The sequence below is a fragment of the Burkholderia theae genome (assembly GCF_048565265.1).
GTDB classification, from domain to species: Bacteria; Pseudomonadota; Gammaproteobacteria; order Burkholderiales; family Burkholderiaceae; genus Burkholderia; species Burkholderia theae.
Genome location: NZ_CP183461.1, coordinates 570,240 through 592,273, shown reverse-complemented (window position 1 = coordinate 592,273; position 22,034 = coordinate 570,240). Strand labels below are relative to the sequence as shown.

20 protein-coding genes are annotated in these 22,034 nt (G+C 65.9%); 5 read left to right on the top strand and 15 right to left on the bottom strand.

Features of this window, described 5'->3' with window-relative positions; genetic code table 11:
- The first annotated feature begins 10 nt into the window (after positions 1-10).
- From ACN22W_RS02835 to ACN22W_RS02820, 4 genes are all read left to right on the top strand, one after another.
- Positions 11-922 (top strand): prepilin peptidase, encoded by a 912-nt coding sequence (locus tag ACN22W_RS02835; RefSeq protein ID WP_048251138.1) that lies wholly within the window; start codon positions 11-13, stop codon positions 920-922.
- A 1-nt stretch (position 923) separates the two neighbouring features.
- The gene (gene coaE / locus ACN22W_RS02830; protein WP_419686133.1) at positions 924-1,532 is read left to right on the top strand and encodes a dephospho-CoA kinase; all 609 of its coding nucleotides are present in this window, start codon (positions 924-926) and stop codon (positions 1,530-1,532) included.
- A gap of 109 nt (positions 1,533-1,641) precedes the next feature.
- The gene (gene zapD / locus ACN22W_RS02825; protein ID WP_048251136.1) at positions 1,642-2,397 is read left to right on the top strand and encodes a cell division protein ZapD; all 756 of its coding nucleotides are present in this window, start codon (positions 1,642-1,644) and stop codon (positions 2,395-2,397) included.
- Between the two features lie 28 nt (positions 2,398-2,425).
- Positions 2,426-2,626, top strand: coding sequence for a DNA gyrase inhibitor YacG (locus ACN22W_RS02820; protein ID WP_193097580.1), 201 nt, complete (start codon positions 2,426-2,428; stop codon positions 2,624-2,626).
- A gap of 60 nt (positions 2,627-2,686) precedes the next feature.
- On the opposite strand, the gene ACN22W_RS02815 is transcribed toward ACN22W_RS02820, so the two are convergent.
- The 4 genes from ACN22W_RS02815 to secA form a co-directional block, all read right to left on the bottom strand.
- Positions 2,687-3,130, bottom strand: a complete 444-nt coding sequence (locus ACN22W_RS02815) for an NUDIX domain-containing protein (protein ID WP_419686131.1) — start codon at positions 3,128-3,130, stop codon at positions 2,687-2,689.
- Entirely contained in the window at positions 3,127-3,996 is an 870-nt protein-coding gene (locus ACN22W_RS02810; protein ID WP_048251133.1) for an ATP-binding protein, read from the bottom strand. Before ACN22W_RS02810 ends, ACN22W_RS02815 begins: the two co-directional genes overlap by 4 nt.
- A gap of 19 nt (positions 3,997-4,015) precedes the next feature.
- A complete protein-coding gene (gene argJ / locus ACN22W_RS02805) occupies positions 4,016-5,257 on the bottom strand; it encodes a bifunctional glutamate N-acetyltransferase/amino-acid acetyltransferase ArgJ (RefSeq protein WP_412022525.1) in 1,242 nt (413 codons plus the stop codon).
- 144 nt (positions 5,258-5,401) lie between these two features.
- Positions 5,402-8,200, bottom strand: coding sequence for a preprotein translocase subunit SecA (gene secA, locus ACN22W_RS02800; RefSeq protein WP_129513641.1), 2,799 nt, complete (start codon positions 8,198-8,200; stop codon positions 5,402-5,404).
- A 256-nt stretch (positions 8,201-8,456) separates the two neighbouring features.
- Here secA and ACN22W_RS02795 point away from each other — a divergent pair, with 256 nt between their 5' ends.
- Positions 8,457-8,936, top strand: a complete 480-nt coding sequence (locus tag ACN22W_RS02795; protein ID WP_419686128.1) for a DciA family protein — start codon at positions 8,457-8,459, stop codon at positions 8,934-8,936.
- Positions 8,937-9,012: 76 nt separating this feature from the next.
- On the opposite strand, the gene ACN22W_RS02790 is transcribed toward ACN22W_RS02795, so the two are convergent.
- From ACN22W_RS02790 to murD, 11 genes are all read right to left on the bottom strand, one after another.
- Positions 9,013-10,376, bottom strand: a protein-coding gene (locus ACN22W_RS02790) for an IS3 family transposase (protein WP_419686126.1) whose coding sequence is annotated in 2 segments (ribosomal slippage) — positions 9,013-9,914 and positions 9,914-10,376 — 1,365 coding nt in all. Because the reading frame shifts where the segments join, the coding sequence is not laid out codon by codon here.
- An 87-nt stretch (positions 10,377-10,463) separates the two neighbouring features.
- The gene (lpxC, locus tag ACN22W_RS02785; RefSeq protein WP_048251129.1) at positions 10,464-11,381 is read right to left on the bottom strand and encodes a UDP-3-O-acyl-N-acetylglucosamine deacetylase; all 918 of its coding nucleotides are present in this window, start codon (positions 11,379-11,381) and stop codon (positions 10,464-10,466) included.
- Positions 11,382-11,621: 240 nt separating this feature from the next.
- On the bottom strand, positions 11,622-12,128 hold the full coding sequence (locus ACN22W_RS02780; protein WP_419686123.1) for a peroxiredoxin: 507 nt from the start codon (positions 12,126-12,128) through the stop codon (positions 11,622-11,624).
- A gap of 188 nt (positions 12,129-12,316) precedes the next feature.
- Positions 12,317-13,513, bottom strand: a complete 1,197-nt coding sequence (gene ftsZ / locus ACN22W_RS02775) for a cell division protein FtsZ (RefSeq protein WP_021159911.1) — start codon at positions 13,511-13,513, stop codon at positions 12,317-12,319.
- A gap of 111 nt (positions 13,514-13,624) precedes the next feature.
- Positions 13,625-14,857 (bottom strand): cell division protein FtsA, encoded by a 1,233-nt coding sequence (gene ftsA / locus ACN22W_RS02770; RefSeq protein ID WP_034182640.1) that lies wholly within the window; start codon positions 14,855-14,857, stop codon positions 13,625-13,627.
- Between the two features lie 26 nt (positions 14,858-14,883).
- Positions 14,884-15,636: a cell division protein FtsQ/DivIB gene (locus ACN22W_RS02765; RefSeq protein ID WP_129513639.1), complete on the bottom strand. Its 753-nt coding sequence runs from the start codon at positions 15,634-15,636 to the stop codon at positions 14,884-14,886.
- 19 nt (positions 15,637-15,655) lie between these two features.
- Complete coding sequence (locus tag ACN22W_RS02760; protein ID WP_048251126.1) at positions 15,656-16,597, bottom strand: D-alanine--D-alanine ligase; 942 nt, start codon at positions 16,595-16,597, stop codon at positions 15,656-15,658.
- Position 16,598: 1 nt separating this feature from the next.
- Positions 16,599-17,996 (bottom strand): UDP-N-acetylmuramate--L-alanine ligase, encoded by a 1,398-nt coding sequence (gene murC / locus ACN22W_RS02755; RefSeq protein WP_412022527.1) that lies wholly within the window; start codon positions 17,994-17,996, stop codon positions 16,599-16,601.
- Complete coding sequence (gene murG, locus ACN22W_RS02750; RefSeq protein ID WP_129513637.1) at positions 17,993-19,096, bottom strand: undecaprenyldiphospho-muramoylpentapeptide beta-N-acetylglucosaminyltransferase; 1,104 nt, start codon at positions 19,094-19,096, stop codon at positions 17,993-17,995. The genes murC and murG overlap by 4 nt, the downstream gene beginning before the upstream one ends.
- A gap of 121 nt (positions 19,097-19,217) precedes the next feature.
- Positions 19,218-20,501, bottom strand: a complete 1,284-nt coding sequence (gene ftsW / locus ACN22W_RS02745; RefSeq protein ID WP_048251123.1) for a putative lipid II flippase FtsW — start codon at positions 20,499-20,501, stop codon at positions 19,218-19,220.
- A complete protein-coding gene (gene murD / locus ACN22W_RS02740; protein ID WP_412022530.1) occupies positions 20,498-22,009 on the bottom strand; it encodes a UDP-N-acetylmuramoyl-L-alanine--D-glutamate ligase in 1,512 nt (503 codons plus the stop codon). The genes ftsW and murD overlap by 4 nt, the downstream gene beginning before the upstream one ends.
- Positions 22,010-22,034: the final 25 nt, after the last annotated feature.

Below are 22,034 nucleotides of genomic sequence, written 5' to 3'. Positions count from 1 at the left end.
CTTGAGCCTCATGACGCCAGCGCCCCTGTCCGCCGTTCCCGATTCGCCCGAGAGTACGCTGCTCGCGCTGGCGATGCTGCCGCCCGCGCTGCAGTATGCGTTCGCGGTCGTCATCGGTCTCTGTGTCGGTAGCTTCCTGAACGTGGTCGTGCACCGGCTGCCCGTGATGATGCAACGCGCGTGGCAGGCCGAGATCGCCGAAGCGACCGGCAACACCGGCGCCGCCCCCGACGACGGTTATCCGCCGCGCTACGATCTGTGGGGCCCGCGCAGCGCATGCCCGCATTGCGGTCACGTGCTGCGCGCATGGGAAAACATCCCGGTCGTCAGCTACCTGATGCTGCGCGGGCGCTGCCGGCGCTGCAGCCACCCGATCGGCATCCGTTATCCGCTCGTCGAGCTCGCGTGCGCGCTGCTCGCCGCCGGCTCGCTCGCGGCGTTCGGCCCGACCGTCGCCGCGCTTGCCGCCTTCGCGCTGTGCGCCGCGCTGCTTGCGATGAGCGCAATCGATATCAGCACCGGCTACCTGCCCGACTCGATGACGCTGCCGCTACTCTGGGCGGGGCTCGTGCTGAACCTCGGCGGTACGTTCACGTCGCTGCGCTCGGCCGTGATCGGCGCGATCGCCGGCTACCTGTTCCTGTGGTCGATCTACTGGCTGTTCAAATGGTTGCGCGGCATCGAGGGCATCGGCTTCGGCGACCTGAAGCTGCTTGCCGCGCTCGGCGCGTGGATGGGTTGGGCCGCACTGCCGCAGGTCGTGCTGTTCGCCGCGGTGACGGGCGCGATCGTCGGGCTGGTCGCGACCTGGCGCGGCCGCATGCGCTTCGAGGAGCCGATTCCGTTCGGCCCGTTCCTCGCGGCAGGCGGCGTCGCGACGCTGTTTTTCGGTACCCCTTTTTATGCGGCGCTCGGAGGCTGACATGTTCGCAGTAGGGCTCACCGGCGGCATCGGCAGCGGCAAGACAACCGTCGCCGACCTGTTCGCCGCGCGAGGTGCATCGCTCGTCGACACCGATCTGATTGCCCACCGCATCACTGCACCGGGCGGCCTCGCGATGCCGGCGATCGAACAGGCATTCGGCCGCGGCTTCGTGGCCACCGACGGCTCGCTCGATCGCGCGAAGATGCGCACCCTGATCTTCAGCGACGACGACGCGCGCCGGCGCCTCGAAGCAATCACGCATCCGCTGATCCGCGCGGAGACCGATCGCGAAGCCCGCGAAGCGCAGGGCCCGTACGTGATGTTCGTCGTGCCGCTGCTCGTCGAGTCCGGCAACTGGAAGGCGCGTAGCGATCGCGTACTCGTCGTCGACTGCCCGGTAGAAACGCAAATCGCACGCGTGATACAGCGCAACGGCTTCACGCGCGAGCAGGTCGAGGCGATCATCGCGAGGCAGGCAACGCGCGAAGCCCGACTCGCGGCGGCCGACGACGTGATCATCAACGACGCGACGACGCCCGCTGCGCTCGCCGTGCAGGTCGATGCACTGCACCAACGCTATCTCGGATTCGCGGCCGCCGCGCACTGAGCATTGCATGCGATCCTGATGGCGTACGAAATTGGCGCGTTGCTAGGGTAGAGAGTGAGCATTAGAATGTCCTGCATTGTTTCAATCCCTACCCAAGAGGCGAGCGCGCTTGATTCTTTACGAGTATCCGTTCAACGAGCGAATTCGCACGCTGTTGCGCCTCGAAGATCTCTTCGAGCGCTTCACGTTCTTTTTGGCTCAGGAGGACCCGCGTGAACACCACGTCGCGCTGACGACGCTGTTCGAAATCGCCGAGGTAACGGGCCGCGCGGACCTGAAATCGGATCTGATGAAGGAGCTCGAACGTCAACGCCAGACGCTCGCCCCCTTTCGCGGCAATCCGGGCATCGAGCAGAACGCGCTCGAAGCCGTGCTCGGCGAAATCGAGCAGACGCTCGCGAATCTCGCGCAGATGCAGGGCAAGACCGGCCAGCACCTCGTCGACAACGAGTGGCTCGCCAGCATCCGCAGCCGCGCGGTCATTCCCGGCGGCACGTGCAAGTTCGACCTGCCGTCGTATTACGCGTGGCAGCAATGGCCCGCCGAGCAGCGGCGCCAGGACATCGCAAAGTGGATCATGCCGATGCTGCCGCTGCGAGACGCCGCGGCAATCGTGCTGCGCCTCGCGCGCGAATCGGGTCAGGCGTCGAAGGTCATGGCAATGCAGGGCAGCTACCAGCAGATGCTGTCCGGCCGCACCTACCAGTTGATGCAGGTGCGCGTGCCGCCGGAGCTGCGCGTCATTCCCGAAGCGAGCGCCAACAAATACATGCTGTGGGTACGGTTCACCATGCAGGACGGCGATGTGCGGCCGCGCGCGGTGGACATCGACGTGCCGTTCCATCTGACACTGTGCAATCTGTAACGGCCGCGTGCCGGATCAATGCTTTCGTATGACTACCGTTGTGAAATGCCCGTCGTGCAGCGCCGAAGTGCGCTGGACGCCTGAAAATCAGTTCCGTCCGTTCTGTTCGGCCCGCTGCAAGCAGCTCGACCTCGGCGCATGGGCCGCGGAAAAGTACCGGATCGGCGGCACCTCCGACGAGGGCCCCTCGTCGGAGGAAGACGGAGAGGACGGCCGCCGCGACAGCTGAGCGGCTCGCGGCACCGCCCGCCGTCGATATGGCCCGCCTTTTCGGCAGGGTGCGACGGCGTCAGTGCGACGCCGCTTCCTTCTCGAGCAGTTCGAGCACCGGCAGTGCCGCCGGCAGCAGCGGCGCGACGTCGACCGGCAGTTGCTGCCACACGAACGCCTGCCCTTCCTTGCTGTGCGGCTCGCCCGTCCAGCCCGTCACCTTGCAGAAATAAAGCCGCACGTACGCGTGCGGATAATCGTGCTCGAGCGTGTGCCAGCGATGGCTGGCCGTGACGACGATGCCGAGTTCCTCGTGCAGTTCGCGTGCCAGCGCGGCCTCGACGCTTTCGCCGGCCTCCAGCTTGCCGCCCGGAAACTCCCAGTAGCCTTCATACGGTTTGCCCTGCAGCCGCTGCGCAAGCAGGTACCTGCCATCCGGCTGCACCATCACGCCGACCGCCACTTCCGTCACCTTGCGGCCATCCGGCGCGCGTACGGCACCCTGTGCGAGATCCGCGCTCATGCCTGCTCCTTGCGGCCCGACCAGTCACGTGCGAATTGCCACGCGACGCGCCCCGACCGCGAACCGCGCTCGAGCGCCCACACGAGCGCGTCGCCGCGTGCGGACTCGATCTCCGCATCCTCGCAGCCGAAATGACGCAGCCAGTGCGCGACGATGCCGAGGTAGTCGTCCTGCTTGAACGGATAGAAGCTGACCCACAGGCCGAAGCGCTCCGACAGCGAGATCTTCTCCTCGACGACTTCGCCGGGGTGAATCTCGCCATCCGGGAGATGCTTGTACGACTCGTTGTCGCTCATGTACTCGGGCAGCAGATGGCGGCGGTTCGACGTCGCGTAGATCAGCACGTTGTCCGACTGCGCGGCGATCGAGCCGTCGAGCGCGACCTTCAGCGCCTTGTAGCCCGATTCACCCTCCTCGAACGACAGGTCGTCGCAGAACACGATGAACCGCTCGGGGCGCTGCGCGATCAGATCGACGATATCGCCGAGATCGTGCAGATCGTCCTTGTCGACTTCGATCAGGCGCAGCCCGTCCTTCGCATACGCGTTCAGGCACGCCTTGATCAGCGACGACTTGCCGGTGCCGCGCGCGCCGGTCAGCAGCACGTTGTTGGCCGGCTTCTGCTGCACGAACTGCCGCGTGTTCTGCTCGATCAGCCCTTTCTGGCGATCGATGTTGTGCAGGTCGCCAAGCGTGATCGACGATGCGGCCGGCACCGGCTGCAGGTAGCCGCGCCCCTGGCGCTTGCGCCAGCGGAACGCGTGGGCGGCGTTCCAGTCGACGGCGGCCGGCGCGGGCGGCAGCATCCCTTCGAGACGGCCGAGCAGCGCTTCCGCGCGCGTCAGAAACTGTTCAAGCTTGTCCATGTCGTTCGAGCGCTCCCGATCAGGAGCGGTAATCCGCGTTGATGCTCACATAATCGTGCGACAGGTCGCACGTCCAGACGGTTGCCTGCGCGTCGCCGCGGCCGAGCAGCACGCGGATCGTGATTTCGCTCTGCTTCATCACGCGCTGGCCATCCTCTTCCTGATAGGCCGGGTTGCGGCCGCCCGCCTTCGCGACGAGCACGTCGTCGAGATAGAGGTCGATCTTGCCGACGTCGAGATCCGCGACGCCCGCATAACCGATCGCCGCGAGAATCCGGCCGAGGTTGGGGTCGGATGCGTAGAAGGCCGTCTTCACGAGCGGCGAATGGCCGATCGCGTACGCGATCTGGCGGCATTCGGCGACGCTCTTGCCGCCTTCGACCTGCACCGTCATGAATTTCGTCGCGCCTTCGCCGTCGCGCACGATCAGTTGCGACAGCAGCTGCGCGACTTCCGTCACCGCATCGCGCAGCGCCGCATAGGCCGGCGAATCGGTCGACGTGATCGCCGGCAGCGTGCTCTTGCCCGACGCGATCAGGATGAACGAGTCGTTCGTCGAGGTATCGCCGTCGATCGTGATGCAGTTGAACGAGCGGTCGGCAACTTCCTTGACGAGGCTGTCGAGCACCGGCTGCGCGACGTTCGCGTCGAACGCGAGGAAGCCGAGCATCGTCGCCATGTTCGGCTTGATCATGCCCGCGCCCTTGCTGATGCCCGTCAGCGTGACCGTGTGACCGTCGATCGCGACCTGCCGCGACGCGGCCTTCGGCAGCGTGTCGGTCGTCATGATCGCCTGCGCGGCGTCAAACCAGTTCGCGGCCTTGCGGTTCGCGAGCGCCGCCGGCAGCCCGGCCTTCAGGCGGTCGATCGGCAGCGGCTCGAGGATCACGCCGGTCGAGAACGGCAGCACCTGCGCCGGCTCGATGCCCGCGAGGCGCGCGAGTTCGGTGCAGGTCTCGCGGGTGTTCACGAGACCCGGTTCGCCGGTGCCCGCGTTCGCATTGCCCGTGTTCACGACGAGCGCGCGAATCCCCGCGCCGCCCGCGCGCACCTTCGCCAGGTGCTCGCGGCAAACCGTTACCGGCGCCGCGCAAAAGCGGTTCTCGGTGAACACGCCCGCGACCGTCGCCCCTTCGTCGACGGAGATGACCAGCACGTCCTTGCGATTCGGCTTGCGGATGTTCGCTTCCGCCCAGCCGAGCGTGACGCCGGCGACAGGATGGAGTTGGGCGGGATCGATCGACGGAAAATTGACAGCCATGGGGCACACCTGCCGGATGGAAAATGCCGGCACGTGCCGGCATCGATTGGAAGAACCGGCGGCCGCACGCGCGGGCCGCCGCAACTCACATCACTGATTCGAAGCTGCGAACGAAGCGGCACGCATCACGCGCGCCGCCGTCGATCATGACAGCTTCCCGTGACAGTGCTTGTACTTCTTGCCGCTGCCGCACGGGCACGGATCGTTGCGACCGACCTTCGGCATCTCGCCGCCGGGGCCGCTGTGGGCCATCGCGCTGCCGACCATGTCGGCCGTCGCGGCGGCTGCCGCAACAGCCGCCCCGCCGGCCACCGGCGCAGCGGCTTCGGCGAACTCGGCGTGCTGGTACTCAACGTTCTCGAGATGGCCGCCGCGCTCCTCGATCTGCTCGGCCGCTTCCTCGAGCTGCTCCGGCGACTGGATCTGCACGTTCATCACGACCCGCGTGACTTCCTGCTTGATCGCCTCGAGCATCGCGGCGAACAGCTCGAATGCTTCGCGCTTGTATTCCTGCTTCGGGTTCTTCTGCGCATAACCGCGCAGGTGGATGCCCTGGCGCAGGTGATCGAGCGCCGCGAGGTGCTCGCGCCACAGGCGGTCGACCGTCTGCAGCATCACCGAGCGCTCGAACGCGCTGAACGATTCGCGGCCGACCATCGCGACCTTTGCCTCGTACTGCTCGTCGGCGGCCGTCATCACGGCGTCGAGAATCTCCTCGGCCGTGATCGACGTCGACTCGTTCACCATTTCCTGGATCGCGAGGTCGAGCTGCCAGTCGTTGCGCAGCGCTTCCTCGAGCTCGGGCACGTCCCACTGCTCCTCGATGCTGCCTTCCGGCACGAACTGGCGGACGACTTCGGCAATCACGCCGTGACGCATCGCGGAGATCGTCTCGGTGATGTCGTGTGCTTCGAGCAGTTCGTTGCGCTGCTGGTAGATGACCTTGCGCTGGTCGTTCGACACGTCGTCGTATTCGAGCAGCTGCTTGCGGATGTCGAAGTTGCGCGCTTCGACCTTGCGCTGCGCGGATTCGATCGAACGCGTGACGATGCCGGCCTCGATCGCCTCGCCTTCCGGCATCTTCAGGCGATCCATGATCGAGCGCACGCGGTCGCCCGCGAAGATGCGCAGCAGCGGATCGTCGAGCGACAGGTAGAAGCGCGACGAACCCGGATCGCCCTGGCGGCCCGCACGGCCACGCAGCTGGTTGTCGATCCGGCGCGATTCGTGGCGCTCGGTGCCGATGATGTGCAGGCCGCCCGCGGCCTTCACCTGCTCGTGCAGCGTTTCCCACTCGTCGTGCAGCTGCTTGATGCGGCGCGCTTTCTCGTCGGCGGGAATCGCATCATCGGCTTCGATGAACGCGGCTTGCTTCTCGGCGTTGCCGCCGAGCACGATGTCGGTGCCGCGGCCGGCCATGTTGGTCGCGATCGTGACGCGCTTCGGACGGCCGGCTTCCGCGACGATCGCGGCTTCACGCTCGTGCTGCTTCGCGTTCAGCACCTCGTGCGGCAGCCCGGCCTGCTTCAGCAGGTGCGACAGCAGCTCGGAGTTCTCGATCGACGTCGTGCCGACCAGCACCGGCTGGCCACGTTCGTAGCAGTCGCGGATGTCGCGGATCACCGCGTCGTAGCGCTCCTTGGCCGTCTTGTAGATCTGGTCCTGCTTGTCGATCCGCTTCGGCGGACGATTGGTCGGGATCACGACCGTCTCGAGGCCGTAGATCTCGTTGAATTCGTACGCTTCGGTGTCCGCGGTACCCGTCATGCCCGACAGCTTCGCGTACATCCGGAAGTAGTTCTGGAACGTGATCGATGCGAGCGTCTGGTTCTCGCTCTGGATCTTCACGTGTTCCTTCGCCTCGACCGCCTGGTGCAGGCCGTCGGACCAGCGGCGGCCGGCCATCAGGCGGCCCGTGAATTCGTCGACGATGACCACTTCGCCGTTCTGCACGACGTAGTGCTGATCCTTGTGGAACAGCGTGTGTGCGCGCAGCGCCGCGTACACGTGGTGCATCAGCGTGATGTTCTGCGGCGCGTACAGGCTCTCGCCCTCGCCGATCAGGCCCCATTCGGCGAGCAGCCGCTCGGCCTTCTCGTGGCCCGATTCCGTCAGGAACACCTGGCGCGCCTTCTCGTCGAGCGTGTAGTCGCCCGGCTTCTCGACGCCCGTGCCGTCGGCCTTCTCCTCGCCGATCTGGCGCTCGAGCAGCGGCGGCAGCGCGTTCATCCGCACGTACAGTTCGGTGTGATCCTCGGCCTGGCCCGAAATGATCAGCGGCGTACGCGCCTCGTCGATCAGGATCGAGTCCACTTCGTCGACGACCGCGAAATTCAGTGCTCGCTGCACGCGCGCGTCGGTCTCGTAGACCATGTTGTCGCGCAGGTAGTCGAAGCCGAACTCGTTGTTCGTGCCGTACGTGATGTCCGCCGCGTAGGCCTGCTGCTTCTGGTCGTGCTCCATGCCGGACAGGTTGATGCCGACCGACAGACCGAGGAAGTTGTAGAGGCGCGCCATCCATTCGGCGTCACGCTGCGCGAGGTAATCGTTGACGGTCACGACGTGCACGCCGCGGCCCGCCAGCGCATTCAGGTACACGGGCAGCGTCGCGACGAGCGTCTTGCCCTCGCCGGTGCGCATTTCCGCGATCTTGCCGTAGTGGAGCACCATGCCGCCGATCATCTGCACGTCGAAGTGCCGCATCTTCAGCACGCGGCGGCTTGCCTCGCGACAGACCGCGAACGCCTCGGGCAGCAGCTTGTCGAGCGACTCGCCGGCCGCGACCCGCTGGCGGAATTCGTCCGTCTTGCCGCGCAACTGGTCGTCCGTCAGCTTCTCGATCTGCGTTTCGAGCGCATTGATCGTCGTGACGGTCTTTTGGTATTGCTTGACGAGCCGCTGGTTGCGGCTGCCAAAAATTTTCTGGAGAAAACCGGTTGTCATCGGATCGGATCCTGCGTCGCAGCACCGGCGCCCGGCGCGTGTTGCGCGCCCCGACGCCCGAGCCTCGGCGGCTTAGCGAATTAGTGGACTCAAACGGTGAATTTTAGCACGCGGGGACGCGTGCGCCCGTGTCTCGGCCGGACGGGCATAACGCGCCGACGGCCGGGCCGACGGGGCGAAAGCCGCCCGTGCACGGGCCCGCGCGGGTACAATCGGCGTCAACGTCCGCGCGCGTGCGCGCCCGAAGAATGCCTCGATGAACCGATTTTCCAAGCGTTTCGGCCCGCTCGCCGCATTTCGCCCCCAGCCCGTGTCCGAAGTGCTCAACCGCACCGACGCGTTTGCGGCGCTGCGCGTCGGCGTCGAACAGGTCACGTCGCTGCAGCGCGATCTGTGCGCGCTGCTGCCCGACTATCTTGCGAATCATGTCGAACCGGGCTTCATCAAGGACGGCACCCTGACCCTCTTTGCCGCGCACAATGCGCTGGCCGCCCGGCTGCGGCAGGTCGAGCCGCGGCTGCTCGCCGATCTGCAGAAGCGCGGCTGGCCCGTCACGACGCTGCGCGTGCGCGTGCGTCCGAAGGACGCGCCGGAGCCGCCGCACGTGAAGCAGGCGCGGATGACCTCGGTCGGCGCCGCTGCATTACGCGACCTCGCCGATCACCTCGAACCGTCGCCGCTGCAGGCTGCGCTCGCACGAATGGCGGCCCGGCACGGCGCGAAATCGCCGCGCTGAGCGCGCCGCCGGCGGCGGCCGGCCAATAAAAAAGCGGCCCGCGTGAGCTGACCCCGTAAAGTTGGACGGTTAAAGGCTAGGCTGCCAAGGGCTGAGTCCTGTATTGCACGGGACTCAGCCCTTTGAGTTTCTGCTTGATGCGTTCGTGGTTGTAGTAACGAATGTATTGCTCTAGGGCATCGCGCAATTGATCCACGCAGGTGAAGCGTTCGAGCCGGAAGCATTCGGATTTGAGCGTGCCGAAGAAGCTTTCCATGGCCGCATTGTCAAGGCAATTGCCCTTGCGCGACATGCTTTGCGTGAGCCCATGATGCTCAAGTGTGCGTCGGTAGGCCGGCATCCGGTACTGCCAACCCTGATCCGAATGCAATAGCGGTTGGTCTCTGGGCCGCAGTACCCGCAGTGCCTTCTTCAGCATGCCATTGACCAATTCGAAGCTGGGTCGTTGTGCGATCTGATGGGCAATGATCTCACCGTTATACAGGTCCAGCACGGGCGACAGGTACAGCTTCTGACCAGCCACGTTGAATTCCGTGACATCCGTGACCCACTTCTGATTGGGTCGCTCGGCTTCAAACTGGCGTGCCAGCAGGTTCGGCGCTGCCAGACCAACTTCGCCTTTCCAGGAACGGTATTTCTTGGGGCGCACCAAGGATCGCAGTTGGAGTTGCTGCATCAGCCGTTGAATTTTCTTGCGGTTGATCAGCCTCCCTGTCTGTCGGATCACTTCCGTGACGCGTCGGTAGCCGTAACGCCCTCGATGGTGATCGTAAATGGTCCGAATCTCCGTCTTGAGACCCGCGTGCCGATCTCCCATCTCCAGTACGTTGAGCTGATAGTAGAACGTGCTGCGTGCCAACTTGGCCACCTTCAGCAAGCTAGCAAGCGGGTGGCAACTCCGCAGTTCCTGGACTATTTGCGCTTTCTCTTTTGCGCTGCTTGCTTCTTCGCCTGCAGCAGCGCATCGAGCTTTTTTAGGTAGGCGATCTCCGCTCGAAGGTATTCGTTCTCTTTGAGCAAATCCTCGCGCGTGCGCGCGTCTGGTGCCTTATCTTCGGTGGGCTTGTCTGGTGGAGTGATGGTCATCTTTCGTGGGCGGCCACGCGAACGGGGCGCTAGGGCATCAAGGCCGCCCTCATCATACAGGCGAGCCCACTTGGTGATGCTTCCGGGCGCTCGTATATCGAACAAGGCCATGACTTGCCGGACCAGAAGATTCTCGTCCCTCATCCGCTGCAAAACTTGCATCTTGAACTGGACGTCGTAGTTGCCGTACTTTCGGCTCAGACCCGCGGCCCCATGTTCGCGGTATGCCGCAACCCACCGCTCCAGCAGTGCGTAATGTATGCCATGGCGCGCGGATAGCGCCTTACATCCAGCTTCCCCGCGCAAATACGCCTCGACTAGTCGCTGCTTGAACTGCTCATCGTACTTCGCCATGAAAAACACCCCAAAGGTCGAACGGATGTCCAACTTTTGGGGTGCAGTTCAGCGGGCCGCTTTTTTATTACCGATGCCGAATGCCGGTCAGGCGAACGCCGTCTGCGCGTCGAACGCGAAGCCGCGCGGAGCGGCCTGCGGATCGTCGAACGTGACGACCTCGTACGCGTCTTCATGCGCGAGCAGCTCGCGCAGCAGCGCGTTGTTCAGCCCGTGGCCCGACTTGTACGCGGTGTACGACGCCAGCAGCGGATGGCCGATCACGTACAGGTCGCCGATCGCGTCGAGCATCTTGTGCTTCACGAACTCGTCGTCGTAGCGCAGCCCGTCGTTGTTCAGGATGCGGTACTCGTCGAGCACGATCGCATTGTCCATGCTGCCGCCGCGCGCCAGGCCGATCTCGCGCAGCATCTCTGCCTCGTGCGCGAAGCCGAACGTGCGCGCACGCGCGATCTCGCGCACGTACGACGTATTCGCGAAATCGACCTCGAGTTCCTGGCCCGTCTTGTCGACTGCCGGGTGCCGGAAATCGATCGAGAACTTCAGCTTGAAGCCGAAATACGGATCGAGACGCGCAAACTTGTCGCCGTCGCGGATTTCGACCGTCTTCTTCACCTTGATGAAGCGCTTCGGCGCGTTCTGCTCCTCGATGCCGGCGGACTGGATCAGGAACACGAAGGTCGCCGCGCTGCCGTCCATGATCGGGATCTCTTCGGCCGTCACGTCGACATACAGGTTATCGATGCCGAGGCCCGCGCACGCGGACATCAGGTGCTCGACCGTCGACACGCGCACGCCATCCTTCTGCAGCACCGACGCGAGCCGCGTGTCGCCGATCGACATCGCCGAGGCGGGAATGTCGACGGGCGTGGGCAGGTCAACGCGCGAGAAAACGATGCCCGTGCCGGGCGCGGCGGGACGGAGCGTGAGCTCGATCTTGCGGCCCGAGTGGACACCAATCCCCACGGTCTTGACGATGGATTTGATGGTGCGCTGCTTCAGCATGGTGGTCTTCGTCTTGATTGAAGATGTCAATCAGGAGTTATATTCGATAGGCGGGATTATAGCGTAATTCCCTATTCAACGCTGTTTGAAACTGCGTATCAATCTGTTTCGGCAGTTTACCCGCGCCGATACGGGACGGGCCGATGCCCGGAACGGAGGCGTTTCCGGTCATCAGCCCGTGTTACAACTGCCCTGAGGCCGGTGCGCAGCGTTGCCGGCAGGCAACGGCGCACCGCACGATCAGGACGTCAACGTCGCGAGAACACTCGCCGCATCGCTCACTTCGAACTTGCCCGGCGCCTCGACGGCCAGCGTCTTGACCACACCGCCGTCAATCACCATCGCGTAACGCAGGGAACGAATTCCCATGCCACGCGCGGACAAATCCTGTGTCAGCCCCAGCGCATGAGTGAAAACCGCGCTGCCGTCCGCCATCATGCGCACCTTGCCCGCGGTGTGCAGATCACGTCCCCATGCGCCCATCACGAATGCGTCGTTGACGGACACGCACCAGATCTCGTCGATACCCACCGAGCGCAGTTGCTCGGCGTGCTCGACATAGCCCGGCACATGCTGCGCCGAGCAGGTCGGTGTGAAAGCGCCCGGCAATCCGAAGATCACCACCCGCTTTCCCGCGACCTGGTCGCGCACGCTGTAGGCGTTCGGCCCCAGCGTGCACCCTTCGCGCGCGTCGTCGATGAATTCGAACAATTGCGCGTCGGGCAGCGCGTCGCCCACTTGAATCATGGCTGGTCCCTCATAGCGATACGGTTTTTCAGCGTGTTGCGGACAGCACGGCCCATCCCGCCCCGCCGAAGCGAAGAGGGCACGTTTCCCGGCCCGGCGTCGTATCCGACGCGGCCTGTCGTGGTCCGTAGCATCCGTCACGCCGGCGATACCGCGGCGATTTCGCCGCGGCTTCGCCTGTGTTTGCGTCAGTCAGCCTGCTTGCGCAGGAAAGCCGGAATGTCGTAGGTGTCGACACCCTTCTCCTGCAGCGCCTGCACGTGCGATGCCGCGGTTTCGCGCGAATTGCGCCACACCGCCGGCGTATCGAGCGCGCCGTAGTCGGCCGTGCTGACGTGATGCGCCGGTGCATAACCGTGCGAGACCGCGCTGACCGGCTGATTGTCCGTACCCGTGCGCAGCAGCGTCATCGGTGCCGACTGCTGCTTCTTCGCCGCACGGCCCAGACCCGTCGCCACGACCGTCACGCGCAGTGCATCGCCCATCGCGTCGTCGTACACCGCACCGAAGATCACCGTGGCATCTTCCGCCGCGTAGCTCTTGATCGTGTTCATCACTTCGCGCGTTTCCGACAGGCGCAGCGAACGGCTCGACGTGATGTTGACCAGCACGCCGCGCGCACCCGACAGATCGACGCCTTCGAGCAGCGGGCTCGCCACGGCCTGTTCCGCCGCGAGGCGTGCGCGATCGACGCCGGCGACCGTCGCCGTGCCCATCATCGCCTTGCCCTGCTCGCCCATCACCGTCTTCACGTCTTCGAAGTCGACGTTCACGAGGCCATCGACGTTGATGATTTCAGCGATGCCTGCGACCGCGTTGTTCAACACGTCGTCCGCGCACTGGAAGCACTTGTCCATCTCGGCGTCGTCGCCCATCACGTCGAACAGCTTGTCGTTCAGCACGACGATCAGCGAGTCGACGTGATCCTCCAGTTGCTGCGAACCTGCTTCAGCGACGCGCATGCGCTTGCCGCCTTCGAACTCGAACGGCTTGCTGACGACACCGACCGTCAGAATGCCCATCTCCTTCGCGATCTGCGCGACCACCGGTGCCGCGCCCGTGCCCGTACCGCCGCCCATGCCGGCCGTAATGAACACCATGTGCGCACCGCGCAGTGCGTCGGCGATGCGCTCACGCGCTTCTTCCGCTGCCGCACGGCCCATTTCCGGCTTCGCACCGGCGCCGAGGCCCGTGTTGCCAAGCTGGATCACCGACGATGCGCGCGAACGCGACAGCGCTTGCGCGTCCGTGTTCATCACGATGAAGTCGACGCCCTGCACGCCGCGGTTGATCATGTGCTGTACGGCATTGCCGCCAGCGCCGCCAACGCCCACCACCTTGATGATGGTGCCGTTGGTTTCGGTTTCCAGCATTTCGAATTCCATGTTGCCTCCGTCAAGAGAATTACTGCTACTCGGCCGTTATTCGGCAGGAGATCGGGCAACCCCCTGTCGCGCGCCAGCCGCCGGCACCGGCGCGAATTTCGATTCGGTTCGTCAGAAGTTGCTCAGGAACCATTCCTTCATCCGCGAGAACACCTGCCCCGCGTTGCCGGACTGCACGGCGACCTTGCGGCCGCGCATGCGCTGAGCGCTGCCTTCGACGAGCAACCCCATCGCCGTCGAGTAGCGCGGATTGCGCACGACGTCGGAGAGGCCGCCTGCATACTCCGGCGCGCCGATGCGCACCGGTTTCAGGAAAATGTCTTCGCCGAGCTCGACCATGCCCGGCATCATCGCGGCACCGCCGGTAATGACCACGCCGGAGCTCAGCAGTTCTTCGTAACCCGACTCGCGCACGACCTGCTGCACGAGCGAGAACAGTTCCTCGACGCGCGGCTCGATCACGGCCGCGAGCGCCTGGCGCGACAGCGTGCGCGGGCCGCGTTCGCCGAGGCCCGGCACTTCGACCATCTCGTCCGGATCGGCGAGCGCCTGCTTCGCGATCCCGTAGCCGACCTTGATGTCTTCCGCATCCGGCGTCGGCGTACGCAGCGCCATCGCGATGTCGCTCGTGATCTGGTCGCCGGCGATCGGAATCACCGCGGTGTGGCGGATCGCGCCTTCGGCGAAGATCGCGATGTCCGTCGTGCCGCCGCCGACGTCGACGAGCACCACGCCGAGATCCTTCTCGTCTTCCGTCAGCACGGCCAGCGACGACGCGAGCGGCTGCAGGATCAGGTCGTTCACTTCAAGACCGCAGCGGCGCACGCACTTGACGATGTTCTGCGCGGCGCTCACCGCGCCCGTCACGATGTGCACCTTCACTTCGAGGCGGATGCCGCTCATCCCGATCGGCTCGCGGACGTCTTCCTGGCCGTCGATGATGAATTCCTGCGTGAGGATGTGCAGCACCTGCTGGTCGGTCGGGATGTTGATCGCCTTCGCGGTCTCGATCACGCGCGCCACGTCGGTCTGCGTGACTTCCTTGTCCTTGATCGCGACCATCCCGCTCGAGTTGAAGCTGCGGATGTGGCTGCCCGCGATCCCCGTGAACACGTTGGTGATCTTGCAGTCGGCCATCAGCTCGGCTTCCTCGAGCGCGCGCTGGATCGACTGCACGGTGGCCTCGATATTGACCACCACGCCTTTCTTCAGACCCTTCGACTCGCTCTGGCCGAGACCGATCACCTCGTAGTGGCCCTCGCCCTTCAGCTCGGCGACGATGGCCACCACCTTCGACGTGCCGATGTCGAGGGAAACCAGCAGATCCTTGTAGTCTTTGCTCATAAAGTGCTCTTGCGTGTGATCTCTCGTTACTTCTTGCGCTTGTCGGTATCGGTCAGGAACCGCATGCCTGCCGCACGAATTGCGAATCCGTTCGGATAACGCAGGTCCGCGTACTCGATGTCGTTGCCCCAGCGCTCCGTGACGGCCGGCCATGCGGCGACAAGGCGCTGGCTCCGGTCATGCAGCGTGTCGCTGTTGCGTTCCTTGCCCAGCTCCACCTGCATGCCGTTCGACAGCTTCACCGTCCACGCGTACCGCGCCGACAGCGTCACTTCTTCCGGCGCCGCCTTCAGCGGCGCAAACCATTTCCCGAAGTCGCGATACCGCGTGACGACTTCCTTCGCACTGCCCTCCGGGCCGTCGAACGCCGGCAGCTCCTGATCCAGCTCGCCCTGGTTCGCGGTGAACAGCTCGCCGTCGACGCTCACGAGCTGGTCGCTGCCCCAGGTCCCGAGCGGTTTGTACTCCTCGAGCGTGACAGCCAGCGCATTCGGCCACACCCGGCGCACGCTCGCATGGCGCACCCAGGGCATCTGCTCGAATGCGGCGCGCGCCGTGTCGAGATCGACGGTAAAGAAATTGCCCTTCAGCCGGCCGACCACGCCCGCGCGCACCGTCGGCGAGTTGATGTGCTCGGTGTCGCCGTCGATCCGGATTTCGCGCAGCGCAAACGTCGGGCGCTGGATCAGCCAGTAGCAGCCGGCCGCCGCCAACACGAGCAGCAGCAGCGCGTACAGCGCGCTGGCGGCAAGGTTGAGTTGGCGAACGTTGTTCCACATACGTCGTTCCGTTCCTGCGTCAGTCGTTGAGCGTGAGCGACAGCACCTTCACGACCAGTTCCGAATAGCTGATGCCGACCGCACGCGCGGCCTTCGGCGGCAGCGAGTGGTCGGTCATCCCGGGGGCCGTGTTCACTTCCAGGAAATACGCATTGCCTGCCGCGTCGAGCATGAAATCCGCGCGGCCCCAGTCGGTGCAGCCGAGCACGTCGAACGCGCGGCGCGCGATGCGCTTCAGTTCCGCTTCCTGTTCGGCCGGCAGGCCGCACGGGATCAGGTACTGCGTATCGTCGGCGACGTACTTCGCGTGGTAGTCGTAGAACTCGCCCGCCGGCACGATCTTGATCAGCGGCAAGTCGAGATCGCCGGCGATGCACGCGGTGTATTCGCCGCCGCCCTCGATGCTCTTCTCGACGATCACGATCTTGTCGTGCGTCGCGGCTTCCTCGAGCGCGGCCGGCAGCGCGTCGGCCGTCTTCACCTTCAGCACCGCGACGCTCGAGCCTTCGCTCGCCGGCTTCACGAACAGCGGCAGGCCGAGCTTCGCGACGATTTCCGGCGCGCGCGCCGCGAGGTCGTCGCCGCGCATCACCGTCTCGAACGGCGGCGTCGGCACGCCCGTCTGCTGCCACACGAGCTTCGTGCGGAACTTGTCGAGACCGAGCGCCGACCCGAGCACGCCGCTGCCCGTGTAGCGGATCCCGTAGAAATCGAGTGCGCCCTGGATCTGGCCGTTCTCGCCGTAGCCGCCGTGCAGCGCGTTGAATGCGCGCACGAAACCCTCGTCCTTCAGCGCCGACAGCGGCCGCTCGGCCGGGTCGAACGGATGCGCATCGACGCCCGCGTCACGCAGGCCCTGCAGCACGAGGCGGCCCGAGGTGAGCGACACCTCGCGCTCGGCGGATTCTCCGCCGAACAACACCGCCACCTTGCCGAAACGTTTCGGATCGATCCCGCTCATGTCATCCCTTCTGTTGCGTGTGTTGGACGACCTTCGCCGGCACGCCGCCGATCGAACCCGCGCCCATCGTGATCACCACGTCGCCGTTCTGCGCGACCTTCGCCAATGCGTCCGGCACGTCGTCGACCGTCGCGACGAACACCGGGTCAACCTTCCCCACCGCGCGCAGCGCGCGCGACAGCGCGTCGCCGTTGGCCGTCGGGATCGCGGCCTCGCCGGCCGCGTAGACTTCCGTCAGCACCAGCGCATCGACCGTCGACAGCACGTTGACGAAATCGTCGAAGCAGTCGCGCGTGCGCGTGTAGCGGTGCGGCTGGAACGCCAGCACGAGGCGGCGGCCCGGGAACGCGCCGCGCGCGGCCGCGATCGTCGCGGCCATCTCGACCGGGTGATGCCCGTAATCGTCGATCAGCGTGTACTGGCCGCCGTCCGCGGTCGGCACGTCGCCGTAACGCTGGAAGCGCCGGCCGACGCCGTTGAATTCCGCCAGCGCCTGCTGGATTGCTTCGTCCGCCACGTCGAGGTCGGTCGCGATCGCGATCGCCGCGAGCGCGTTCTGCACGTTGTGCAGGCCCGGCATGTTCAGCACGACCGCGAGCGGGGCGCGCCCTTCGCGAATCACCGTGAAATACATCCGGCCGTCGCGCGCGTCGATGTCTTCCGCGCGCACCTGCGCGTCGGGCGACAGGCCGTAGCGCACCACCGTCTTCGAGATGAACGGAATGATCTGGCGCACGTTCGGATCGTCGACGCACACGACCGCGCTGCCGTAGAACGGCAGGCGCTGCGTGAATTCGATGAACGCCTGCTTGAGTCGCGCGAAATCATGGCCGTAGGTATCCATGTGGTCGGCGTCGATGTTCGTGATGACTTCGATCACCGGATACAGGTTCAGGAACGACGCGTCCGACTCGTCGGCCTCGGCGACGATGAAATCACCCGTGCCGAGCCGCGCATTCGCGCCGGCGCTGATCAGCCGGCCGCCGATCACGAAGGTCGGATCGAGGCCGCCCGCGGCGAGCACGCTCGCGACGAGGCTCGTCGTCGTGGTCTTGCCGTGCGTGCCGGCGATCGCGATCCCCTGCTTCAGGCGCATCAGTTCCGCGAGCATCACCGCGCGCTGCACGATCGGCACGCGCTTGTGGCGCGCGGCCAGCACTTCCGGGTTGTCCGAGCGCACGGCCGTCGACACGACGACCGCGTTCGCGCCCTCGATATTCGCCGCGTCGTGGCCGATCGCGATCCGTGCGCCGAGCGCCTGGAGACGATCGGTCACCGCGTTGCGCGACAGGTCCGAGCCGCTGACCTCGTAGCCGAGATTGACGAGCACTTCGGCGATGCCGCTCATGCCCGCGCCGCCGATCCCGACGAAATGAATGTGTTTGACGATGTGTTTCATTGCAGTTCTTCCAGGTTCGCGCCGGCCGCCTTCGCGCACACACGCGCGACTTCTTCGGTGGCCTCGGGCTTCGCCAACGCGCGCGAACGTTCCGCCATTTCCGCGAGCGATGCCCGCGACTGGCCGCGCAGCCAGTCGGCAAGCAGTTCCGCCGACAGGTCGCGTTGTTGCACCAGCACGGCCGCGCCCGCATCGGCAAGGAACGCGGCATTGGTCGTCTGGTGATCGTCGACCGCGTACGGGAACGGCACGAACAGCGCCGCCACGCCCACCGCCGCGATCTCCGACACCGTCATCGCACCCGACCGGCAGATCACGAGATCCGCCGCCGCATACGCGGCCGCCATGTCGTCGATGAACGGCACGAGCCGTGCGTCTTCGCCGGCCGCGAAACCGGCCGCTTCATAATTCGCCTTCAGTGCGTCGATGTGCTTCGCGCCGGCCTGGTGCACGACGCGCGGGCGTTCGCCCGGCGCCAGCATCGCCAGCGCGCGCGGCACGACTTCGTTCAATGCGGCCGCACCGAGGCTGCCGCCGACGACCAGCACGTTCAGCGGGCCGCTGCGCGATGCATAGCGTGCTTTGGGCGGTTCCGTGCGCGCAAGTTCCACACGAATCGGATTGCCCGTCCATTCCGCGTGCGGCAGCGCGCCGGGGAACGCGACGAGCACGCGTTTCGCGAGTTTCGCGAGCACCTTGTTCGTCAGGCCCGCGATCGAATTCTGTTCATGCAGCACGAGCGGGCGCCCCGACAGCGCGGTCATCACGCCCGCCGGGAACGTGATGTAGCCGCCCATCCCGAGCACGACGTCCGGCCGCACGCGGCGCAACGCGCCGAGGCTCTGCCAGCACGCGCGCAGCAGGTTGAGCGGCAGCGTCAGCTTGGTCTTCAGGCCCTTGCCGCGCAGCCCGCCGAACCGCACATACTCCATCGGAATGCCGTGCTTCGGTACGAGCGTCGCTTCCATCCCGGCCGGATTGCCGAGCCACACGACGCGCCAGCCCGCCGCTTCCATCCGGTGCGCGACCGCGAGCCCCGGGAACACGTGGCCCCCGGTGCCGCCTGCCATCACCATCAGCGTGCGTCGCGACGCGGTCATACCTTCCCTCCGCGCATCAACAAGAATGAACGAGCGTTTTGGCTACGGCCGCTGCGCTTAACTTCGCACGCTTCGCGCACGAAGTTAGCCTTCGCCGAAATCGCGTACTGACGCGGGGAGGTCATACCTTCCCTCCCCGCATCAGCACGCGATTTTCATAGTCCACCCGCAGCAGCACCGCAAGAGCGACACAGTTCAGCAGAATGCCGGAGCCACCGTAGCTCACGAGCGGCAGCGTCAGGCCCTTGGTCGGCAGCAGCCCGAGGTTCACGCCCATGTTGATGAATGTCTGCGCGCCGAACCAGATGCCGATGCCCTTCGCCATCAGGCCCGCGAACGTGCGATCGAGCGCGAGCGCCTGGCGGCCGATCTCGAACGCGCGGCGCACGATCCAGTAGAACAGCAGGATCACGACCAGCACGCCGACGAAGCCGAGTTCCTCGCCGATCACGGCGAGGATGAAGTCGGTATGCGCCTCCGGCAGGTAGTTCAGCTTCTCGACGCTGCCGCCGAGACCGACGCCGAACCATTCGCCGCGACCGAATGCGATCAGCGAGTGCGTGAGCTGGTAGGCCTTGCCCTGCGCGTAGCGTTCGTCCCACGGATCGAGATACGCGAAGATCCGCTCGCGACGCCACGGCGACAGCCATACCAGCATCGTGAACGTGCCGACCGCCGTCGCGACGAGGCCGCCGAACAGCTTGCCGTTCACGCCGCCCAGGAACAGCACGCCCATCGCGATCGCGGCGACCACCATGAACGCGCCCATGTCGGGCTCGAGCAGCAGCAGCGCGCCGACCAGGCCGACCGCGAACGCCATCGGCAGGAAGCCCTTCGCGAAGCTCTGCATGTATTCCTGCTTGCGCACCGTGTAGTTCGCCGCGTAGATCGTCACGGCGAGCTTCATGATTTCCGACGGCTGCATGTTGGTGATGCCGAGCGGAATCCAGCGGCGCGCACCGTTCACGCCCTTGCCAACGTGCGGGATCAGCACGATCACGAGGCTGACGAGTGCAATCAGGAAGAGATGCGGCGCGTACTTGTCCCACGTCGACACCGGCACGCGAAACGCGACCACCGCCGCGATGAACGCGACGACGAGCGACACGCAGTGGCGCATCAGGAACGCGTAATCGTGATACGACGCGTATTTCGGCGAATCGGGCATCGCGATCGACGCCGAATACACCATCACGACGCCGAGCCCAAGCAGCGCGATCGCCACCCACAGCAGCGAATAGTCGAAGTCGAGCATCCGCGAACGGCTCGGGCGCACGCCGTTGACGACGCTCGCGAGGCCGCCCGTCGCGGCGCGCGTGGCCGACGAGACGCGGCCGCCCGCGGCATTGCCGCCGGCATCGCGCCGGTCGTTGAAACGGGAGACGATGCGATCGGACCAGCTCATGGCGTCGCTCCTTTGTCGATGGCGATTTCGTCGACCGCAGCGCGGAATACATCCGCGCGATGGGCGTAGTTCCTGAACATGTCGAGGCTCGCACACGCGGGCGACAGCAGCACCGCGTCGCCCGGCTCCGCCAGGTCGGCCGCCGCGTGCACCGCGCCTTCGAGCGTCGCGTGGTCGGCGAGCGGCACGCCCGTTTCGGCGAGCGTGTCGCGGATCGCCGGCGCGTCGCGGCCGATCAGCATCACCGCGCGGCACCAGCGTGCGACCGGCGCGACCAGCGGCGCGAAATCCTGCCCCTTGCCGTCGCCGCCCGCGATCAGCACGATCTTCTGCGCGAGCCCGTCGAGCGCGGCAACCGTCGCGCCGACGTTCGTGCCCTTGCTGTCGTCGACGTAGTCCACGTCGTCGATCGTCGCGATCACTTCGACGCGATGCGCTTCGCCGCGGTATTCGCGCAGCGCGTGCAGCAACGGTGCGGCCGGCAGGTCGATCGCACGCGCGAGCGCGAATGCGGCCAGCGCATTCGCCGCGTTGTGCAGCCCGCGAATCCGCAGCGCGTCGGCCGGCATCAGGCGCTTCTGCCCGATGTCGGGCGTATGCGCGGCGTCGCGCTTGCGCCGGCGGGTCGTCGCCACTTCATCCGGCGCGTCGCGATCGACGGCTTCCACCAACCATGCGATGCCGTTGTCGCGGGACAGGCCGTAGTCGCCGTCCTGCGCCGGTTCGTTCAGGCCGAACGTGACCGTGCGCGGTGCGTCGGCCGCACCCGCGGCTGGCGCGAACTTCATCACGGCGGCATCGTCGCGGTTCAGCACGCGCGTCGTCGTTGCGCCGAAGATCCGGCCCTTTGCCTTCGCGTATGCATCGAAGCTGCCGTGCCAGTCGAGGTGGTCCTGCGTGATGTTCAGGATCGCGGCTGCATCGGGCGCGAACGTGCGCGCGGTCTCGAGCTGGAAGCTCGACAGTTCGAGCACCCACACGTCGGGCAGCGCCGTTTCGTCGATCGCGCCCGCGAGCCGGTCGAGCATCGCGGGGCTGATGTTGCCCGCGACCGCGACCTTCTTGCCCGCGCGCTGGCACAGCAGGCCCGTGAGGCTCGTCGTCGTGGTCTTGCCGTTGGTGCCCGTGATCGCAAGCACCTTCGGCTGGTAGCCGCTCGTGCCGAGCGCGCGCAGCGCCTGCGCGAAGAATTCCAGTTCGCCCCACACCGCGATCCCGCGCTCGTTCGCGGCCGCGACCAGCGCCGCGAGCGCCGGTTCGAGCGGCGACAGCCCGGGGCTCAGCCCGACGATCTCGACACCGCCGTCGAGCAGCGCGGGCGCGAACGCCCCGCCGACGAATTCCGCATCGATGCCTTCGGCCTGCAGCGCGGCAAGGTTGGGCGGCGCCTCGCGGGTATCAGCAATGCGCAGCCGGCACCCGTGCCTCGCGCACCATCGCGCGATCGCGAGACCCGATTCCCCGAGCCCCAGTACGAGTACCATCGGCCGTTGCCGATCTCCAAACATCTCGCCAGACATCCTTGTTACCTTT